The sequence below is a fragment of the Pseudomonas sp. SZ57 genome, assembly GCF_009495975.1.
In the GTDB taxonomy this organism is placed as follows: domain Bacteria; phylum Pseudomonadota; class Gammaproteobacteria; order Pseudomonadales; family Pseudomonadaceae; genus Aquipseudomonas; species Aquipseudomonas syringae.
On record NZ_WIBD01000003.1, the window covers coordinates 71,499 to 91,443 of the forward strand.

The window sequence follows — 19,945 nt, forward strand, 5'->3', positions numbered from 1 at the left end:
GATACGCAAGCAAGGGAAGATAGGGTACGAATGATTTCAAGCCGGCGGCCGATATGGCTGGCACGATCTTGCCGAGCGGATGTGAGGGGGGAGCGTGGAACGGGGTCTTCAGAGAGGAGCCGAGAGAATAATAACGATGAGCAGGCATCGCCAGAAACAAGAAAGCCCGCACGAGGCGGGCTTCTTGTTGATTCACAGTGATCAGAAGAAAACTGTGAATCGGTACTTGGTGGCTACACAGGGACTTGAACCCCGGACCCCAGCATTATGAATGCTATGCTCTAACCAACTGAGCTATGTAGCCAAGTGGCGCGCATTATTCTCGGAGAACGCATATGTGTCAAGCGTTGTTGTGAAAAATAATTGCGTGCGATCAACCGGTTAGGTCGAAGCCCGGGTTGGAGTCAGGTTTTTCGGGCTTTCAGCGCAACAGGGTCTCCAGCATTTCCAGGTCATCGAATTCTTCTACTCTCTCCAGCATCTCGGCCATCTCCCGTTGATCCCTGAGCCAGGCTTTAAGGCTTTTCGGGTCGGTCAGTAACTGCAGTTCGTCCTGTTCCTCGTCGAGATGCTCCCGTATGGCTTTGACCTGCCTGGCACATTTTGTGTTGGCAGTCTTGGGTTTGAGGTCCTCGTACGGGTCCATCAGGAATTGTTCCCGGATCAGCATCTTGCGATCGTGGATCTCGTCTTCCAGCTCTCTGAGCTGTTCGCTCAGGATCCGGTTGAAATGCTTGAGGCGCTTGTCGGAGATGCTGTCGATGTGGCTCTGATCGATTTGCTCGATCTCCATTTGCATCTGTAGCAGCGCCAGCAGGTTGTCATTTTCATAGGCCTCGTTGACCCGTTGCATGAGCGCCGTTTTCCGCTCGCGCTCATCGGCATCCTGTTCACGGTCCGGGTGCAGCGCGCTGGCCAGCTTGCGGTAAATTTCGCGCAGTGACTGGCTGCCTTCAGCCTCTTCCTGCTCACGACGCAGTTCGCTGGCCGTCGGCTTTTTCGGCTTCTGTGCGCCTTGTGCCTGCTCGGCCTGTTCTCTCAGCTTCTCTTCAACATGCCGGGTCACGTCTTCGAGGGAGTCCAGGTCGACATCGTCGTCCAGTTCCACGCCCAGATCTTCTTCCAGCGATGATTTGAACCGCTGTCTTTGCAGGCGCTCCTCCTCGTCGTAGTCGTTGCCGGTGTATTTGAAGTAGAGATGCTTGAGTTCTTCATCGTGTTCGCCGCCAATGAGCGATGTGGTCAGGTCGCAGATAATCTCGAGCAGCGTGGCTCTGTCTTTTTTGGCCAGGCGGAACTGATCGAAAGCTACGTCAAGCAAGCGCAGCTTGTTCATCCCGTTCGCGGCCTGCTCACCGAGCATCGGAACCAGTTCTTCGATCCACAGCTTTTCGCAGGTGGTTGAAATCGAGAGCCACTGCTGCAAAAGCTTGCGCCTGGCTTCGAGCTTTTCCATCAGCGTATTGAATTTCTTCTGACCGGCGCTCAATTGCGGCCTGGACGGTTGCGCGACGATACGTGGCGAGGCGGGTGGGGTGGTCATGAAGACCTCCTTGATGGCGAGAGCACTGCTGCGTGTTGGTCGATTGTCGTTCCCCAGTCTACTTTTTTCGACCTTTTTGCGGGATGAATAAATGGCTGCCGTAAAGCACTCTTTTCGTCTGCCGAGCGGTCCGGTTCTTGCTTGGATGTGCCAGATAGCGCGTTTGAGAAGCTTTTTGACGCCAAAAACAATGAATGGCGACACTTTGCGTACCAATCTGAGGCGACGCGTATCGCCATTGAAACAAGAACATGGCATTTTGCTGTTAGTGTTTTTCCAACAAAAGGCATCGCCTCTGTTTTTGCAGATCTGGCAGGTGTTCACCGGGAGTCGCAGGACATGAACAGTCTTTTGTCACCAGGCATGCGCCTGATGGGACATTTTGGTTTTGCTCGCAAGTTTCAGGTCTTGTTCCTGCTGTTCATGTTGCCGCTGGCGGGCAGCGCATGGGTCATCACCAAGGAGTACAGCAACAAGCTCGATGTCATTTCCGGGGAGCAATCCGGCGTGCGTCAACTGCTGGCGCTCGACGATCTGAACATCGAACTCTCCGCCCAGCGCGACCATGCCGCCCGCTGGAAAGCGGCCGACATCCTGCGCGAACCAACCCCGGCAGCGAAGGCAGCGATGGCCAGCGTCGATGCAGGCATCCCTCGTATTGCCAAGGCGCTTGATGGCGTTCAGGCGGTACTGGTCGAAGAAAAAGCACCTGCCGATACCATGAACCGTTTCAAGGCGCTTCAAGCCGCCGTCACCGGTCTGGACACGGCATCATTGCGCACGGTCGGCTGGTGGCCTGATGGCTACGACCGATTCACTACGGTGCTGAACCTGGTTCAGGCACTGCGCGAGCAGATCGCGATGGACAGCGGTTTGATTCTCGACCCCTGGCTTGAAACCTACATGCTCATGCAGCTCTCCACCCAGCAAGTGCCGGACCTGATCGAGCGTATCGGTCGTCTGTCGAGTGTGGGGCAGACGTCGGTGGCATCGGGACAGTTCAGCTTGCAGAGCCGTCTGCAAATGCGCGACCTGCGTGGTCGCATCGATGATTCCAAGGACCAGATGCAAAAGGCTGCCGGCCTGCTGCTGTCCAAGCTTCCCGAGCAGTTACAGCCGTGGGCCGACAAGTACGCTGCAGTAATGCAAGTGCTGGAAGCACAGCTTAAGGTGATTGATGACGGTGTTTTCGGCGGCAGTATCAAGCTCAAGCCGGAAGAGTTTGAGAAGAGCATCGACACCCTGACCGGCAGTACGGCAGATTTGCGCAGGCAGTCGCTTGACGCGCTCAATGGACGCCTCGATTACTACCATGAGACTTCCAACACGGAGTTCATCCCGATGGCGGTGGTCTTCTGCGTTCTGGTGATCATGGCGATCTATCTGTTCGCCTGTCTGCAATCCTCGATTCGCAACAGCGCCAGAGGCATCACCACGCTGGCTGAATCCCTGCGTGACGGCAATCTGTGTGTGGAAGTCGCTGTGCAAGGCCGTGACGAGCTGGCTGCCATCAGCCGCGCGCTGAACGTCGCAGTGGTGCAACTGCGTACCAGCCTGCTGGGCGTCAATCAGGAAACGGTTCGCGTCGGCGATGCGGTGCTGACGCTGAATGCCCAGTCCAGTGGAACGCTGAGTGAGGTCGAAGACCAGCAACAACAGATCAGTCAGATCGCCGCAGCAGCCACCGAACTGGCTGCCACTTCTCAGGGCGTGGCCAGAAGCTGTGAACAGGCATCGGAAAGCGCCAGGCAGACCCGTCAGATTGCTCAGCAAAGCAGCCAGGACAGCCAGCGCACCACCGACAGCATCCAGCAACTCAATCAGCGGCTGACCGAAACTGCCGCCGCGCTGGGCCGGGTCAGCGAGCAGGGCCAGCAGATTCAATCGGTGGTGGATGCCATTCGTGGTATCGCCGAACAGACCAACCTGCTGGCCCTCAACGCAGCCATCGAGGCGGCACGCGCCGGTGAGCAAGGCCGCGGGTTCGCCGTGGTTGCCGATGAAGTGCGCAGCCTGTCCCAGCGCACCCAGGCCTCGACCGCTCAGATCGCCGGCACGGTCGACAGCCTGCGCTCCACCGTGACGCAGGCGGTCAACCTGATGGAGGCGGCCTGTGGACAAGCCGTCAACGATGCGCAGTCGGTGACCGGTCTGGGCGTCCGCCTGGGCGAAATCGCCACGGCAGTGCAGGGTGTGACCGATACGCTGGCGCAGATATCGACCGCCGTGGAAGAGCAGGCGACGACCGCTGATGAAGTGAGCAGCAACATCCAGCAGGTCGATCAGGCCGCAGGGCGTTTGCTGGAAGGTGCCCGTGCGGTCAATCAGGCGGCGGATACCTTGAGTCAGGGCAGTCGGGCGCTGAATGACAATACGGCGCGGTTTCGCTTGGGGTGATACGCCAAGTGGTCAGTAAAAAGCCCCAGTGATGGGGCTTTTTTATTCATCGAGAGACGATATTCATTTCAGCAGGTCGTGATAAACCTGCACCGTCGACGCGCACATTCTTTCTGCGGTGAACACCTCGTGGAAACGTGCCAGCGCGTTCTCGCCAAAGCGGGCCGCTTGCTGCGGGTCTTCCCACAAGCGGCGCATCGCTTCGCGCAACGCCAGCGGATTTTCCGGTGGTACAGCCAGACCGGTTTCTTCGTCGATATTCACGTAGGTCGTGCCGGTGCCGATCTCGCAGGAGATCATCGGCTTGCCGTACATCGAGGCTTCAAGCAGCGAGATGCCGAATGCTTCCGAGCGTAGGTGGGAAGGGAAGACCAGGGCGTAACACATCTGCAGCAGGCACGCCTTGTCTTCATCGTCCAGTCGACCGAGAAACAGCACGTTGCGCAGTTGCAGTTTCTCGGCCTGTTCCTTGAGCTCGGCCTCCTGAGGCCCACCACCGAGTATCACCACCGGGTAATCAACGCCCTCCAAGGTACTGAGCAGTGTGTGCAGGCCCTTGTAATAGCGCAGCACGCCGACGAACAGAAAGAACTTGCCCGGCACGCGCTGCTGCCATTCTGAACGTTTTTGCGCCTGGACCACCGGATAGGCCGACTGATCCAGCCCGTAGGGCACGACCACGGTCTTGTCGGCGAAGGGCTTCAGGGTCTCGCTGGTCTGCAGATAATTGGGCGAGGCCACCAGAATACGGTCCATGCGTTGGAGAAACTGGTTCATCAACGGGCTGTACAGCTTCAGCAGTGTGCGCTGCTTGATGATGTCCGAGTGATAACTGAGCACCGTTGGCCGGCCATGGCGGGTGGCGAAATGCACCAGATCCATCAGCGGCCAGGGGAAATGAAAATGAACCAGATCGGCTTCTGCGGCCATTTCCCTGAACTGACTGAAAACACTGGCAGAAAAGCCCGTGGACGCCAGATTGAAGTTTTCCTTCACGCGCGTGACCTGGTGGTCGGCGACCTGCAGGCGAGCGGGTGAGGGGGATGGGCTCAGCGTCAGCACCTGGCTTTCTACATCCTGCGCACGGCAGCCCTGAGCGAGCTGGAAAATGACCTGCTCTATCCCGCCGGTGGTGTCCGGGTAGTAGGTTTTGAAGAAGTGAAGAACCTTGATCATCGTCTGCCTGATTCAGCCATGCGTGCTGAGTCGTTCACCACGGGCTTTAAGGGTGTTTAAAAAGGAAAGGCCTGTCTACCAGGTAGACAGGCCTTATTTTGTAACTGCCCACCAATCAAGCGGAGGGCAACATCCAGCTCAGGGTTTCCCGAAGCGGCGGGGTCTCCCAGTCGTGGACCAACGCGCGCAGGCGAGCGTTGTTGCCGCACAAGGTCTTGACCTCATTGGCCCGGACAAACGCAGGGTTGATCTGAACGTCGATATCCTGACCCGTGATGTCCCGGCACATGTCGATCACTTCGCGCAGCGAGTGCGTCACGCCAGAGCTGACGTTGATTGTCTGCCCGACCGGGCGGGCTTCCAGCAGACCGCGGTAGGCGCTGACAACAGCGCGCACGTCACTGAAATCACGCCACACATCAAGGTTGCCCAGTTCGATGGTGCTGGCCTTGCGTGCGAAGTGCGAAACGATCTTGGGCAGCAGAAAGTTCTCTGCCTGCCCGACGCCGGTGTAGTTGAACGGCCTGGCGATGACGATGGGCAACCTGGTTTGCCAGAGGCTCGCCATGTATTCCATCGCCAGTTTGCTCACGGCATAGTCGTTGGCCGGTGCGGGCGGAGTCGTTTCATCCAGCATGCCGGAGGAAGCATTGCCGTAGACATTGGCGCTGCTCGCCAGCAACACACAGTCAGGCACCTTGCCGCAGGCATCGATCGCTTCGAGCAGGTTGCGGGTGCCGATCAGGTTGACCTGATAGAAAGCATCCGCTGCCCCATGCCCGACGAACGCCAATGCTGCGAGGTGCACGACGATATCCGGCTGAGTGTCTGCCAGCAGCTTGCGAAGACCTGCCACGTCTGCCAGATCCACCTGGTAGTAGCCGGGACTGTCCGAAGGCTGACTGCCGACGCCGAGGACTTCACAGCCCTGGGCGGCAAGCTCGTTCGCCATGAAACGGCCTGTAAAGCCGTTGATTCCGGTGATCAGTGCGCGCTTGCCGGCAATACTCATCAGAACGAAAAGCCTTTTTCATTACGACGCAGATCCGCTTCGACCATCATGCGGCACAGCTCTTCCAGATTGGTCTTCGGTTCCCAGCCCAGGACTTCCTTGGCTTTTGCAGGGTTACCGATCAGCAGCTCGACTTCGGTTGGGCGGTAGAATTTCGGATTGACCGAAACCAGTACCTTGCCAGTGTCCGCGCAAATGCCTTTTTCCGACTCGGCTTCGCCTTCCCACTTGATGGTCACACCGGTGGCCTTGAATGCCATGCTCACGAAGTCGCGTACGGTTTCAGTGCGGTTGGTGGCCAGGACAAAGGTGTCCGGCTCATCAGCCTGCAGCATGCGCCACATGCCTTCGACGTATTCCTTGGCAAAACCCCAGTCGCGCTTGGCGTCCATGTTGCCCAGTTCGAACGACTCGATCAGGCCCAGTTTGATCTTGGCAACCGAATCGGTGATCTTGCGGGTCACGAACTCACGGCCACGCAGTGGCGACTCGTGGTTGAACAGAATGCCGCTGGTGGCAAAGATGTTGTACGACTCACGGTAGTTGATGGTCATCCAGTGCGCGTAGAGCTTGGCGACGCCATACGGGCTGCGCGGGTAGAACGGAGTGCTTTCTACTTGCGGGATGGCCTGGACCTTGCCGAACATCTCGGAAGTCGACGCCTGGTAGAAACGGATCTTGGTGTTGACGATGCGGATGGCTTCCAGCAGGTTGACTGCGCCGATGCCGGTGATTTCGGCAGTGGTCAACGGCTGTTCGAACGACACGCCCACGAAGCTTTGTGCCGCGAGGTTGTAGACCTCGGTAGCGCCCGTGGTTTGCAGCAAGCGAATGCTGGCAGACAGGTCAGTCAGGTCATACTCGACGAGATGCAGATTAGGGTTGTTCTGGATCCCGAGCTCTTCTATACGCCAGAAATTGACGGAGCTGGTACGGCGATAGGTGCCGTAAACGGTATAGCCTTTTTCGAGCAGCAGCTCAGCCAGGTAAGCGCCGTCTTGACCAGTAATGCCGGTAATGATTGCTTTCATGCTATGTCTTTTAACTCCATCGAAGAACGGGGCCCCGGATTATTATCGAGGCTTGTACTGTATGTCTGGTGTGCAATGATACAGGTTAGAAAGCCTATATACGACTGTTTCACCCATAGATCCTTAGCTTTCAAGAGTGAGTGATCCGCGATCCGGAGTGTCTGGCGGTGCAATCGCTATGGCCATGAGGCATCATTGGGAGTCTTCAATCTCCGTCATTTTTCAAACGGGCGCTGGCTTGCCAGAAAATAGCTGATTTTTCGATGTTTTCCACCGTCAGACCCGGCTGGGCTTCATGAACAATTCAGCTATAAAGCGGGGATTTGTAGACTAGACGGTGACTATTCCAGCGAAGGCGATATAGTGCGCCCCCAGAAACCTTTTCTGCTTTTTACGTATCGTGGCTTCGTATGCCTCTCACAGGGCGAGCCTCGATTGAGGCCTTGAGTAACGTTGCGCGAAACGGAAACACTCAGGGTAAGCACGACTTCACCCTTTTCAGGAGTCATCAATGTTGGAGCTGTTCAGAAGCCTTTGGGGTTACCGGGGATTCGTCTTTTCATCTATACGCAATGAGTTTTCCGCACGATTCTCCCGTAGCCGCCTGGGTGGCCTGTGGATGATTATCAACCCGCTGGCACAGGTTGCGATCTACGCGCTGGTTCTCTCCAACGTTCTGGCTGCCAAACTACCTGGCATCGACAACAAGTATGCCTACGCGGTCTACCTGATGGCCGGTATGCTGGCCTGGAGCTATTTTTCTGAGATCATCGGTCGTTGCCTGACGCTGTTCATCGATCAGGGCAACCTGATGAAAAAGATGCGCTTTCCGCGTATTACATTGCCGGTGATTGTCGCGGGTTCATGCCTGCTCAACTACGTACTGCTGTTTGCCGCCATCTTGCTGGTCTTCGCAGCGTTGGGACAATGGCCGCACTGGCAAATGTTGTGGCTGATCCCGCTGACTATCGTGATTACTGCGCTGGCCGTAGGGCTGGGGTTGATTCTGGGCGTCTTGAACGTATTCATACGCGACGTTGGCCAGGTCATTCCCATTCTGCTGCAGGTATGGTTCTGGTTTACCCCGATTGTCTACCCGCTCAACATCATTCCTGAGCAATTCAAGAGTGTCATGGGCATCAATCCCATGTTTCCGATCGTCAGCGCCTATCACGATGTTCTGGTTTATGCGCGAGCGCCTGATCTGCAAAGTATGGCCGTCACTGCCTCTGTTGCTGTTGGGTTGATGCTGTTGGGCCTCTTCATGTTTCGCCGGGCGGCGCCGGAAATGGTGGATGTACTATGAGCCTGCTAAGTGTCAATAATCTGGGTAAGGCCTATCGCGTCTATGCCTCCGAGTTTCAGCGTATCGCTCGCTGGTTTGGGCTGAGTACCAAGCCCAAAGAGGAACATTGGGTTCTCAAACATATAAGCTTTTCGATTCACCCGGGTGAGGCTATAGGCATTGTCGGACAGAACGGCGCGGGCAAGTCGACACTGTTGAAAATGATAACTGGCACCCTGCAGCCGACTGAAGGCAATGTGCAGGTCAATGGACGCATCGCTGCGATTCTTGAGCTGGGAATGGGTTTTACCCCTGATCTGACTGGCCGTCAGAATGTGTATCATGCGGCAGGCCTCATGGGCTTCAATGCCGACCAGATAGATACCGTTATCAGCGAGATTGAAGCCTTTGCGGAGATCGGAAGCTATTTCGATGAGCCGGTGCGCACCTATTCGAGTGGTATGCAGATGCGTGTGGCATTTGCCGTCGCTACTGCCATCAGGCCTGAGATCCTTATTGTCGACGAGGCCTTGTCGGTAGGTGACAGTTATTTTCAGCACAAAAGCTTTGACCGCATACGCGAGTTTCAAAAGCAAGGCACAACCCTGTTGATCGTGTCGCACGACCGTGGGTCCATTCAGGCATTGTGTAATCGAGCGATCCTTCTTGAAAAAGGCACCGTCATCAAGGATGGCAAGCCCGAAGAGGTCATGGACTTTTACAATGCTTTGATCGCTGAAAAAGAAAACGCCACCGTGCAGACTCGAGAGCTGGAGGAGGGTGTTGTGCAGACGCGGTCAGGTAGCGGCGAGGCCACAATAGGCCCCGTTACTTTGCATAACGCTGCGGGCGAACGCATTGAATATGTGTCTGTTGGTGAGCCGGTTTCATTGCGTATTAACGCTCAAGTGAATAGCGCAATCCCCGAGCTGGTGGTGGGGTACTTGATCAAGGACCGTCTTGGGCAGCCAGTGTACGGCACCAACACTCACCATATGGGGTGCAAGGTTGTCGATCTACAGGCAGGCGAGTCGTTGGACTATGTGTTCAGCTTTGCGGCCAACCTCGGTCCGGGCTCTTACTCGATTGCGGTAGCGCTTCATACAACGGACAGTCATTTATCACGCAACTATGAATGGGTAGATCTGACGCTCGTGTTTAACGTAGTCAATATTTCGCAAAGCGAGTTTGTAGGACTGGCCTGGCTGCCGCCTGTTGTGGAGTGCAATCGATGACCCTTCCTTTCTATCGCGCCTTTGAGGACCGCCATCGTGGTTCCCGTGAGTTGATTCACGAGCGGCAGCAGGCATACTTTCCGTTCATTCAGCCTCTGGAACGATTGTATCCAGAGTCCAAGGCTGTGGATCTTGGCTGTGGTCGCGGAGAATGGCTCGAAATCTTGATTCAGACCGGTTTCGCTCCGCTCGGTATAGATATGGATAAAGGTATGCTCGACGCGTGTACCGAGCGCGGTTTGCCCGTTGAACTGGGTGATGCACTCAGTTCGCTGAAAAAACTGCCCAACGAAAGCCAGGCACTTGTTTCAGGCTTTCACATTGCAGAGCACATACCCTTCAAGGATCTGAAAGTCCTGGTCACAGAAGCACTACGAGTATTGAAGCCGGCAGGTCTACTGATTCTCGAGACGCCCAACGCAGAGAATCTGGTAGTAGGTACACACAATTTCTATCTTGATCCGACTCATGAACGCCCGATTCCGCACTTGTTACTGGATTTTCTGATCGAATTCTCCGGGTTCAGTCGATCGAAGCTGATGCGCCTTCATGAACCTTCGGTATTGGCAAATGGCGGTCCCGTTGATCTGATGGATGTTTTGGGCGGGGCTAGTCCGGATTATGCGATTGTCGCTCAAAAAATGGCATCAGCTGAACAGCTCGAGCTTTTTGACAGTGCGTTTTCGACGGACTACGGCCTTGCGCTCGATACGCTTGCCAAGCGATATGATGAACAGGCCTTGAATCGACTCCAAGAGATTGAGCAGCGTAATCAGAACGTGGAAGCTCTTTTAGAACAGCTAACGCTTCGTAGCGAGCAAGCCAAGCAGGACACTGAACATGCCGTGCAGCACAGCGAGCAATTGGAAGTTGTCGTTCATGAGCTTGGAGGACGTACTGATATAAATCACGCACGAATGGATGCTCAACTGCAAGAGCTTCATGAGCGCATGAATACCCAACTTCAAGAGAGTTATACGTACATGGACGCGCAGTTGCGAGAGATCGGCTTGCGCGCTGATCTTGCGGAGTCGCGCTACCACACTGTGCAGTTGTTGCAGGAAGACACGCTCCATCATGTAAAGCAGGCAGAGGATCGTATTGATGAAGCCTTGGCCACCATAGGGCAGCTCCAGACCAGGATTGAACTCCTGACTCGGGATTCTTTAACTGATGGACAGGCAGAGCAGGCTCAGGCGCAAGCGCAACTTGACGATTTGAATGCACGTTTGAATGCGTCGCTGGGCAATGCACATCACTGGTGGTTGCGCGCTACAGCCTATGAGCAGCAGTTGAATGCGGTGCACCGGAGCACGTCCTGGCGCCTTACTGCACCGCTGCGGTTCATCGCGCGCTGCATTTACTGGCCGTTCCGCCGCAGTCGTCCTACGCTCGGCCAGGCATTACGTCGCACCGTTCCACATGCGCGGCTGTGGCTGGCACGTAGACCCGCAATCGAACGTCCAGTCCTCGCGGTTTTGAAGTCGAGTCCTTGGCTTCACGCCAAGCTGAGCGGAATGCATCAGGCGACTGTGAACCCGGCACCTGAAACCATTATCAGCGATCCACCGCACGGCGTGATTGATCACGCACCACTGACCCAGCGAGGCCGCACCATCGAGAATGCCCTCAGGGAAGCTATGATTAGAGGGCAAAAATAATGCGCATCGTAATTGACATGCAGGGCGCACAAACAGAAAGCCGGTTCCGCGGTATTGGTCGTTATAGTCTTTCTCTGGCGATGGGCATTGTGCGCAATCGTGGTGATCACGAGGTTTATCTGGTCCTCAACGGCATGCTTAGCGAAAGTATTGAAAGCATCCGCGCAGCGTTTGTCGGCTTGCTGCCGCAGAGTCATATACGTGTATGGTATGCCCAAGGGCCGGTATCTGATATGGATCCGGCCAATGTTGTCAGGAGGGATGTGGCGCAGCGGATTCGGCAAGCCTGCATCAGCGACTTGAAGCCGGATGTAGTGCATGTCACTAGCGCGGTCGAAGGGTATGGCGACGATGCGGTCATTGGCAGCCCTCTCCTGGACACGACATCGTTGGTCAGCTCGACACTGTATGATCTGATCCCCTTTGTTAGTCCGGAGAAATACTTAGACAATAATCCCGTCTACAAAAAGCATTATCTGAACAAGGTTGAGGACTTCAAACACTACGGTCTTCTGCTTTCTATTTCGGAGTTTGCGAAGGAAGAGGCGCTGTCTCTGCTGCCGCTTGATAACTCTAAGATCGTCAATGTATCGACAGCCGCAGACGATGTTTTTCAACCGGTTACCTTGAGTATTGATGAACGCGCTGATCTTGAAAAAAAGTTCGGACTGCGAGAGAGGTTCGTGCTTTATTCCGGCGGAGCTGACGAGCGCAAGAACCTGCCACAATTGATCAGAGCGTTTTCAATGATCAAGACGGAGCAGAGCGACATTCAGTTAGTCTTTGCGGGAAAAATGCCGGATTTCCATGTAAACACTTATCTGGCACTCGCCGAAGAGCTTGGCCTGGGTCCAAGTGATGTCGTGCTAACAGGCTATGTCACTGACGCTGAGCTGGTGGCATTATATAGTTCATGTCAGGTGTACGTATTTCCTTCTTGGCATGAAGGTTTTGGTTTGCCACCGCTCGAGGCGATGAAGTGTGGTGCGCCGGTAATAGGTGCCAATACCTCTAGCGTGCCAGAGGTCATCGGTTGGCATGACGCGACGTTTGATCCGTTCGACGTTAAGGCGATTGCCGAGAAAATCCGTACCGTACTCAACGATGACTCGTTCCGAAATACCCTTGTCAGCCATGGTCTGCAGCGTGCCGAGAAGTTCTCATGGGGTCGCACTGGCATTGCCTCGGTCCAGGCATTCGAACAGGCTCTGGCCAATTTCAGACGTTCGGCTGACAGAATATCTCCGGAAAAAGATAGTGCATTGGCTCTGGTTGACGCATTGGCCGCAACAGGGCACTTGGGCTCTGGAGATCTGGATATCCCGCGCCTTGCCAAAGCCATTGATTTTTCTTTGCAGGGCCCTGCAGATAAACCAACGCTGTTCGTTGATATCTCGGAATTGTGCAAACATGACGGCAAGAGCGGAATACAGCGAGTTGTACGCAGCATCCTGGCCGAATGGCTGAACCACGCTCCTGAGGGCTATGTTGTCAAGCCGATTTATACGAAGGCAGGTGAGCCTTTTTACCGGTATGCAGCGCAGTTCACGACGTTGTTTCTGGGTAAGGAGGCCAGTGAAGCAGAAGAGGACGAAGTCATCAGCTACCGTGCGGGTGATACCTACCTTTGCCTCGATCTGTTGATGGATGTTCTGCCACATAAGCAGACTTATCTGGATACGATGCAGGCCCATGGGGTCAACATCTTCTTCGTTGTCTACGATCTTCTGATTCTTCAACTGCCGCACTGTTTTGTTGACAGTCTGCAGGCGCATTACGTGAAGTGGATTCACGCAGTTGCCCAGTACGATGGCGCGATGTGTATATCTCATGCGGTTGCAGACGAAATGCGCCAGTGGCTGGAGCACAATGCTCCCCCGCGTACTCGCCCTTTCCGCATAGGTGCTTTTCATCTAGGCGCAGATATCGACCAGTCAATGCCGTCCACCGGCTTTCCGGAAAATCCTGCTCTTCGCATCGAGTCGCTTGAGCCGTTCCCGAACTTTCTCATGGTAGGCACACTTGAACCCCGTAAGGGGCATGCGCAGACGCTGGACGCGTTCGAGCTGCTGTGGGCGTCAGGTGTCAAGGCGAATCTGATCATCGTTGGCAAGCACGGCTGGCTGGTGGATGATCTGGCGGCGCGGCTGATGAGCCATGAGCAACTGGGCAAGCAATTGCTGTGGCTGGATGGGGTAAGTGACGAGTATCTCGAGCATCTCTATAACCATTCCGATTGCCTGATAGCAGCTTCCTACGGTGAAGGCTTTGGTCTGCCATTGATTGAAGCAGCGCAATACAAACTGCCGATCATTGCAAGAGACTTGCCTGTATTTCGCGAGGTGGCGGGTGAGTTTGCCTGGTATTTCAATGGCGCGATTGCGCAGGACGTCGCCGATAGCCTGACTGAGTGGCTGATTCTTTTCGAGCAGAAGCAACACCCACAGTCTGGCGAGATGCCTTGGCTTACCTGGAAAGGTAGCGCGCAACAGCTCATTGGCGAGATAGAAAAGTACGCTTTTTGACGCGCCCTTCTTGGCTCAAGCTCTGATCATGTGCTGCAGGAGCAGTCCTGTGGCCTGAAAGCGGTGTGAGATTTAGGTCGTGGTGCTTACTCGTAGGCGTTCATCGGGACCTTGTACGAGGTGGCGTGTGTTGTCGTTTGGTCTGGTTGTAACGCCGTGTTACTTGCTAGATAGGCCTAAAAACCCTATCATTCCGGCCTATTTTTTGGGCGATTTCTGCGCGTTAATCAGCGTTTGTCAGCGTCAAAACCTTCAATACGGTAGTGAACAGCGTGATACCTAATTTAATACGAAGAATCGCCAACCTCGCTTACAGACTTACCCGAGGGATATTTCCCTTATCACTCATCTCATTCCTGATCGTTGGATCACTTGGCGTTCTGGTACACATGAGTGTTCTCAAAACACTCATGCTGACCTCGACGGACAGCTTCCGGTACGCCAACGCGGGCGCGATGATCGTTGCTGCCAGCTTCAACTATCTGATGAACAACAAGTCGACCTATCGTGAGACAAGCCTGGCCGGCAAGCGAATCATTGCCGGGTATTTGATCTATCTGACGATCACTTCTCTTGGGCTGGGTTTGAGCTTGCTGATTTCTGGAGAGGTCTACGACCGGATACAGATGCCTATGATTTCCGCGCTGTGTGGCATCGTGGTGGGTTCGCTCTGGAATTATTTCATGTCCTATAACTTCGTTTGGAAAATGCTGTCTCCAAAACCCAAGCCAATTGAACAGAATTAAGCAAAAATAATGAAAAAATTGATTTTTTTTGCCACCTATAACGAGGCAGGCAACGTAACGTCCATGATTGAGCGGATCACCGCTGCCGCACCCGATGCGGACATCCTCGTGGTCGATGACAGCAGCAAGGACGGCACCCTCGATATTCTGGCCACCTTGGCCAGGCCAAGCCTGAAAGTGATCGTGCGTCCAGGAAAACTGGGGTTGGGTACTGCCCACCTTCTGGCGTGGAAGTATGCGATTTTTCATTCATACGACATTCTGGTCACCATGGATGGCGACCACTCCCACGATCCCGCCGACATCCCGAAGCTGATTGGTGCTCTGGATGCCACGACAGATCTGGTCATCGGCTCTCGTTACGCTGAAGGCGGAAAGTGCGATTACACCGGATATCGTCTGCGTGTCAGTCAGGCAGCAAACAAAGCCGCCAGGCTGTTGCTTGGCATCAAGCTGACCGAGTTTACTACCTCTTTTCGCGCGTTTCGCGTCAGCCGGTTGAATGCAATCGACTTCGATACACTGGTCGTGGGCGGCTACTCATTCTTCCTCGCGGTGATTGTTCAGGCTTACCGACATGGCCTGAAACTATCCGAACGTCCGATCCACTTCCATGAGCGCAATGCTGGTGTATCGAAGATTCCTCCACTGGAAATCTTCCGCGGCATCGCTAATTTGCTCAGGCTGACGGCAATCAGTCATTTCACCAAGATTTCTCCTGCGGTGAACAACGTGATAATGAAATGCGAGAAATGCCAATGTGAATTCTCGCTGATCAAAGTAGATCAGCCGAGCGCAAAAGGCATCAAGGATGACGTTTGTTTGAGCTGCGGTAACCGTCAGCATGGTGCGAAAAGCGTATGACAGGCACTTCGACCAGTGATAGTGATGAGCGTCGCAAGCTGCTGCTAGGTGTTCTGCTTATAGTGATGTCTGGTGTAATTGCGGGTGCGATATTCCCGCTTACCCAGGCGTTAGCCGGGTTTCAGGATGGCGATGGGATCCTGACCTCGCTGATGTCGACCCAGAAGTTGACCTGGTATTTCTGGGGCCAGGACCGCCTGCTGAATTTCATACCCGCACTGGCCTCGCCATTTACAGATGTGGAGACCAATTTGAGGGTGCAGGTTTTTTTTCGAAGCCTGTTCGCGTATCTGTCCCCGTTGGGCATATTGATCTTCTTCAACAGAAGCCCGAAGTTTCTGTTGGTCGCAATTGCAATTACCAACGTCATATTGCTGGCTTGCCTGAGCCAATACGCTCATTTCAATTTCTATGTTCAGCACAATACGTTCGGTACATCGCTGGTCATGCTGGCCTTCGCTTACGCACTGACCTACTCAAAACTACCAAAGCCTGTGATTGCTGCCATTGCGTTGTTTGTGTGCAGTGTCGCTTACGCCACTAACTATGCGTTACTGACCTACGCGATCCCGGCGATCTTTCTGCTTGGCGTCTTGAGGTGGCCTTCCTGGGAACGATACCTTTCCTTTTTTGTCATCAATTGCCTGGCGGTTCTGATCGCGCGCTATCATAGCCAGACCTATGGCGTGGCACCTACTGAGCTAGGTCTTTTGATATCGCTTCAGGCCGTTATTGATGCCCTGCATGTCATTTATCAGAATCTTAAACTTGGCGCATTTCTGCTGTTCCTCGCTATCACATTCGTTTGTTATCAGATATCGGCAGAGAAAAAGTTTCTTGAATTAAGCGGCGTGTTGTGCGTAGCGTTGGCCATCGTTGTACTGTTGGCCAACACACTATGGGTTCAAATGAACCTACATAACATACGTTATTTCCTGACCAGCGAACTCATCATCGCCAGTGTGTTCGGTTTTGTCATCACCCGTACACTCATGCTGGGTCGGTACAAGTACGCACTGCTCATCCCGGGGCTTGCACTGGTGTACTGTGTATTTTTTCCTCTGGGTGGTTTCACAGCGACTTATAAAGAGCTGGTTGGTGCACCATGGCGCTCCAATTCCAGTGCCGTGGCCAATGTGGCTGTGGAAGAAAAAGCCGAGGTCATTGCTGGTGCTTTCTGGGACGTCTGGCCCGCTGTATTCGAAACCAAGCATCTGCAGCCTGATTTGCCCGTCTATGGCGCTGCGTTTCGTGGCGGAGTCCTCAGAGATGACTTCCTGGCAACGACAAAGGGCAAGGGCGAATTTACGGCGCTTTGCTTCTTCGACACCACTGAGCTTTGCGTAAACGAAATCGTTGGTAACTTCGGTGTCACAGGTGATAACCAACTGGTTGTCAAGAAGGCCGAGCCTATCGTTGTAGGTGAGAAAAAACTGCTCAAAATGGTGCTTGAAGTCAACTGACTCCAGATGTAGCTCCTGTCAGCAGCGCTAAACAGCGAAAGGGCGCGATACCGTTAAAAACGGTATCGCGCCCTTTATCGATCTGGCATCTCGAACCGCCAGATTCAGATCAGAAGACCTTTTCCTTCAGCACATTCTTCAAATACTGGCCGTAGCCATTCTTGATCAACGGCTGCGCAAGCTTTTCAAGCTGAGCGGCATCAATCCAGCCCGCGCGATAGCAGATCTCTTCCGGACAGGCGACTTTCAGACCCTGGCGTTTTTCCAAAGTGGCGATGTACTGGCCGGCCTCCAGCAGGCTGTCATGCGTACCTGTGTCCAGCCAGGCATAGCCACGACCCATGATCTCGACGTGCAGTTGCTTCTGCTCCAAGTACAGCGTGTTGAGATCGGTGATCTCCAGCTCGCCGCGTGCGGAGGGCTTCAACTGACGGGCCAGATCGACCACCTGATTGTCGTAGAAGTACAAGCCGGTGACGGCATAGTTCGACTTGGCTACCTGCGGCTTCTCTTCCAGCGACAGCACTCGGCCGCTGGCATCGAATTCGGCTACGCCATAACGCTCGGGGTCCTGCACGTGATATGCGAAGACCGAGGCGCCCGACTCACGGTTGCTGGCATTGAGCAGCAGCGACTGGAAGTCGTGCCCGTAGAAAATGTTGTCGCCCAATACCAGTGCCGATGCATCGTTGCCGATGAAGTCCGCGCCGATGGTGAACGCCTGAGCCAGGCCGTCCGGGCTAGGCTGAACTGCATAGCTGAGGTTCAGGCCCCACTGGCTGCCGTCGCCCAGCAACTGCGAGAAGCGCGGCGTGTCCTGCGGTGTGGAGATGATCAGAATGTCGCGGATCCCGGCCAGCAACAGCGTGCACAGCGGGTAGTAGATCATCGGCTTGTCGTACACCGGCAACAACTGTTTGGAGACAGAGAGCGTGGCCGGGTGCAAACGGGTACCCGATCCACCAGCCAGAATGATTCCTTTACGAGCCATGAGAGTCCTTAGCGCTGGATTTCGTCCAGCATGCGTTGTGCGCCTTGTTGCCAAGACGGCATCTTCAATTGAAAAGCAGTTTCGAGTTTACTCAAAGCCAGCCGCGAATTGCGCGGGCGCGGTGCAGGCACTGGATACGCTTCTGTGGGGATGGCGCCGATCTGGTCGGGTGCTACCTTTAATGCCACGCCATTACGTGCGGCGTGTTCCAGAACGAACTGTGCAAAGCCGTACCATGACGTCTCACCAGCAGCAGCCAGGTGATAGATACCTGCCAAGGCTGCCGGGTTCTGATCAGCGCGCACTCGATGCAGAATCTGCGCAGTGACGTCGGCGATCAGTTCGGCACCGGTGGGGGCGCCATATTGGTCCGCTACCACGTTCAACGAGTCGCGTTCGGCGGCCAGGCGCAGCATGGTCTTGGCAAAGTTGTGGCCGCGCGCCGCATACACCCAACTGGTGCGCAGTATCAATGCCTTGGCACCACTGGCCTGAATCGCCTGCTCGCCCATCAGCTTGCTACGGCCATAGACCGACAACGGACCGGTTGGCGCGCTTTCCTGCCATTGTTCTTCACCACTGCCATCAAACACATAATCAGTCGAGTAGTGAATCAGCCATGCGCCCAGTGCGGCAGCCTCGCTAGCCAAAACGCCCGGAGCTTCGCCATTGATCAACATTGCCAGATCCGGCTCGCTCTCGGCCTTGTCCACGGCCGTATAGGCCGCTGCATTGACGATCACATCAGGCGCCAGCGCACGAACCGTGGCGGCCAGGCGTTCCAGATCGGCCAGATCACCGCACAGGCCATCGGCACCCTGACGATCCAGCGCAATCACCTCGCCCAGCGGTGCCAGAGCGCGCTGCAGCTCCCAGCCAACCTGCCCATTCTTGCCCAGCAGCAGAATCTTCATGCGTCGCTGACCTCATACTGTTGCACGATCCAGTCACGGTAACTTCCGTCCATGACACCACTCACCCATTTCTGATTGGTCAGATACCATTCCACCGTCTTGCGAATACCGGTCTCAAAGGTTTCTGCAGGCTTCCAGCCCAGCTCGCGTTCAATCTTGCGCGCATCGATCGCGTAGCGGCGGTCATGGCCCGGGCGATCGGTGACATAAGTGATCAGCTCTGCATAAGTGCTGACCGGCTGACCGGTCTTCTGATTGATGACCTGACGTGCGGCGGCCGGAGCCAGTTCATCGAGCAGAGTACACAGGGTCTGCACGATATCGATATTGGCCTTCTCGTTCCAGCCACCGATATTGTAAGTCTCGCCCAGCGCACCGGCTTCCAGAACACGGCGAATACCTGAGCAATGATCTTCGACGTACAACCAGTCGCGGATCTGCTGGCCATCACCGTAGACCGGCAGCGCCTTGCCGGCCAATGCGTTGACGATCATCAGCGGGATCAGCTTTTCCGGAAAGTGGAAAGGCCCGTAGTTGTTTGAACAGTTGGTGGTCAGTACCGGCAGGCCATAGGTGTGATGGTAGGAACGTACCAAGTGATCACTGGCAGCCTTGCTGGCCGAATAAGGGCTGTTCGGCTGATACGGCGTGGTCTCGGTAAAAGCCGGATCGTTCGCGCCCAGCGTGCCATAGACCTCGTCGGTAGACACGTGCAGGAAGCGGAACGCAGCCTTGTCAGCCGCCTCCAGACCGTTCCAGTACGCACGAGCCGCTTCGAGCAAACGGAACGTACCCATCACATTGGTCTCGACGAAGGCTTCGGGGCCGGTAATCGAACGATCCACATGCGATTCTGCAGCGAAATGCACCACCGCGCGCGGGCGATGCTCGGCAAACAGCCGCTCCAGCAATGCAGCATCACCAATATTGCCGTGAACGAAACGATGCTGCTCGTTGCCTTCCAGCGACTGCAGGTTGGCCAGATTGCCAGCGTAGGTCAGCGCATCGAGGTTCAATACCGGCTCGCCATTACGAGCGCACCACTGCAGAACGAAATTCGAGCCGATGAAGCCGGCTCCGCCTGTGACTAGGATCATTGAGA

Annotated in this window: 15 protein-coding genes and 1 tRNA gene; 8 read left to right on the plus strand and 8 right to left on the minus strand. The window is 55.1% G+C overall.

The window, feature by feature from the left end; translation table 11 throughout:
- Positions 1–227: 227 nt before the first annotated feature.
- Both GE543_RS03975 and GE543_RS03980 read right to left on the minus strand, forming a co-directional pair.
- A tRNA-Met gene (locus GE543_RS03975) sits at positions 228–304 on the minus strand.
- 117 nt (positions 305–421) lie between these two features.
- Positions 422–1,543 (minus strand): J domain-containing protein, encoded by a 1,122-nt coding sequence (locus GE543_RS03980; RefSeq protein WP_096114176.1) that lies wholly within the window; start codon positions 1,541–1,543, stop codon positions 422–424.
- A 1,371-nt stretch (positions 1,544–2,914) separates the two neighbouring features.
- On the opposite strand from GE543_RS03980, the gene GE543_RS27765 reads away from it, so the two are divergent.
- The gene (locus tag GE543_RS27765) at positions 2,915–3,940 is read left to right on the plus strand and encodes a methyl-accepting chemotaxis protein (RefSeq protein WP_370737603.1); all 1,026 of its coding nucleotides are present in this window, start codon (positions 2,915–2,917) and stop codon (positions 3,938–3,940) included.
- A gap of 63 nt (positions 3,941–4,003) precedes the next feature.
- Here the strand turns inward: GE543_RS27765 and GE543_RS03990 are convergent, their stop codons facing one another.
- From GE543_RS03990 to gmd, 3 genes are all read right to left on the minus strand, one after another.
- Positions 4,004–5,116, minus strand: coding sequence for a glycosyltransferase family 4 protein (locus GE543_RS03990; RefSeq protein ID WP_153220840.1), 1,113 nt, complete (start codon positions 5,114–5,116; stop codon positions 4,004–4,006).
- Between the two features lie 115 nt (positions 5,117–5,231).
- Complete coding sequence (locus GE543_RS03995; RefSeq protein WP_153220842.1) at positions 5,232–6,128, minus strand: GDP-mannose 4,6-dehydratase; 897 nt, start codon at positions 6,126–6,128, stop codon at positions 5,232–5,234.
- Positions 6,128–7,159 (minus strand): GDP-mannose 4,6-dehydratase, encoded by a 1,032-nt coding sequence (gmd, locus tag GE543_RS04000; protein WP_003408569.1) that lies wholly within the window; start codon positions 7,157–7,159, stop codon positions 6,128–6,130. Before gmd ends, GE543_RS03995 begins: the two co-directional genes overlap by 1 nt.
- 511 nt (positions 7,160–7,670) lie before the next feature.
- On the opposite strand from gmd, the gene GE543_RS04005 reads away from it, so the two are divergent.
- The 7 genes from GE543_RS04005 to GE543_RS04035 all read left to right on the plus strand — a co-directional run bounded on the left by GE543_RS04005 (position 7,671) and on the right by GE543_RS04035 (position 16,938).
- Complete coding sequence (locus GE543_RS04005; RefSeq protein WP_046236391.1) at positions 7,671–8,465, plus strand: ABC transporter permease; 795 nt, start codon at positions 7,671–7,673, stop codon at positions 8,463–8,465.
- Positions 8,462–9,679 carry an ABC transporter ATP-binding protein gene (locus GE543_RS04010; RefSeq protein ID WP_046236392.1) on the plus strand — a complete coding sequence of 406 codons (1,218 nt, stop codon included), beginning with the start codon at positions 8,462–8,464 and terminating at the stop codon, positions 9,677–9,679. Before GE543_RS04005 ends, GE543_RS04010 begins: the two co-directional genes overlap by 4 nt.
- Positions 9,676–11,340: a class I SAM-dependent methyltransferase gene (locus tag GE543_RS04015; RefSeq protein ID WP_046236393.1), complete on the plus strand. Its 1,665-nt coding sequence runs from the start codon at positions 9,676–9,678 to the stop codon at positions 11,338–11,340. Before GE543_RS04010 ends, GE543_RS04015 begins: the two co-directional genes overlap by 4 nt.
- The gene (locus tag GE543_RS04020) at positions 11,340–13,865 is read left to right on the plus strand and encodes a glycosyltransferase family 1 protein (RefSeq protein WP_046236394.1); all 2,526 of its coding nucleotides are present in this window, start codon (positions 11,340–11,342) and stop codon (positions 13,863–13,865) included. Before GE543_RS04015 ends, GE543_RS04020 begins: the two co-directional genes overlap by 1 nt.
- Before the next feature lie 272 nt (positions 13,866–14,137).
- Positions 14,138–14,611 (plus strand): GtrA family protein, encoded by a 474-nt coding sequence (locus GE543_RS04025; RefSeq protein ID WP_225651098.1) that lies wholly within the window; start codon positions 14,138–14,140, stop codon positions 14,609–14,611.
- 9 nt (positions 14,612–14,620) lie between these two features.
- A complete protein-coding gene (locus GE543_RS04030; protein ID WP_046236395.1) occupies positions 14,621–15,475 on the plus strand; it encodes a polyprenol monophosphomannose synthase in 855 nt (284 codons plus the stop codon).
- Positions 15,472–16,938, plus strand: a complete 1,467-nt coding sequence (locus GE543_RS04035; RefSeq protein WP_046236396.1) for a hypothetical protein — start codon at positions 15,472–15,474, stop codon at positions 16,936–16,938. Before GE543_RS04030 ends, GE543_RS04035 begins: the two co-directional genes overlap by 4 nt.
- 109 nt (positions 16,939–17,047) lie before the next feature.
- Here the strand turns inward: GE543_RS04035 and rfbA are convergent, their stop codons facing one another.
- Genes rfbA through rfbB form a run of 3 tightly spaced genes read right to left on the minus strand, consistent with a single transcriptional unit; the run spans position 17,048 to position 19,940 of the window.
- Positions 17,048–17,929 carry a glucose-1-phosphate thymidylyltransferase RfbA gene (gene rfbA / locus GE543_RS04040; RefSeq protein WP_046236397.1) on the minus strand — a complete coding sequence of 294 codons (882 nt, stop codon included), beginning with the start codon at positions 17,927–17,929 and terminating at the stop codon, positions 17,048–17,050.
- A gap of 8 nt (positions 17,930–17,937) precedes the next feature.
- Positions 17,938–18,843 carry a dTDP-4-dehydrorhamnose reductase gene (gene rfbD, locus GE543_RS04045; RefSeq protein WP_046236398.1) on the minus strand — a complete coding sequence of 302 codons (906 nt, stop codon included), beginning with the start codon at positions 18,841–18,843 and terminating at the stop codon, positions 17,938–17,940.
- Positions 18,840–19,940, minus strand: a complete 1,101-nt coding sequence (rfbB, locus tag GE543_RS04050; RefSeq protein WP_046236399.1) for a dTDP-glucose 4,6-dehydratase — start codon at positions 19,938–19,940, stop codon at positions 18,840–18,842. The genes rfbD and rfbB overlap by 4 nt, the downstream gene beginning before the upstream one ends.
- Between the last annotated feature and the right edge of the window lie 5 nt (positions 19,941–19,945).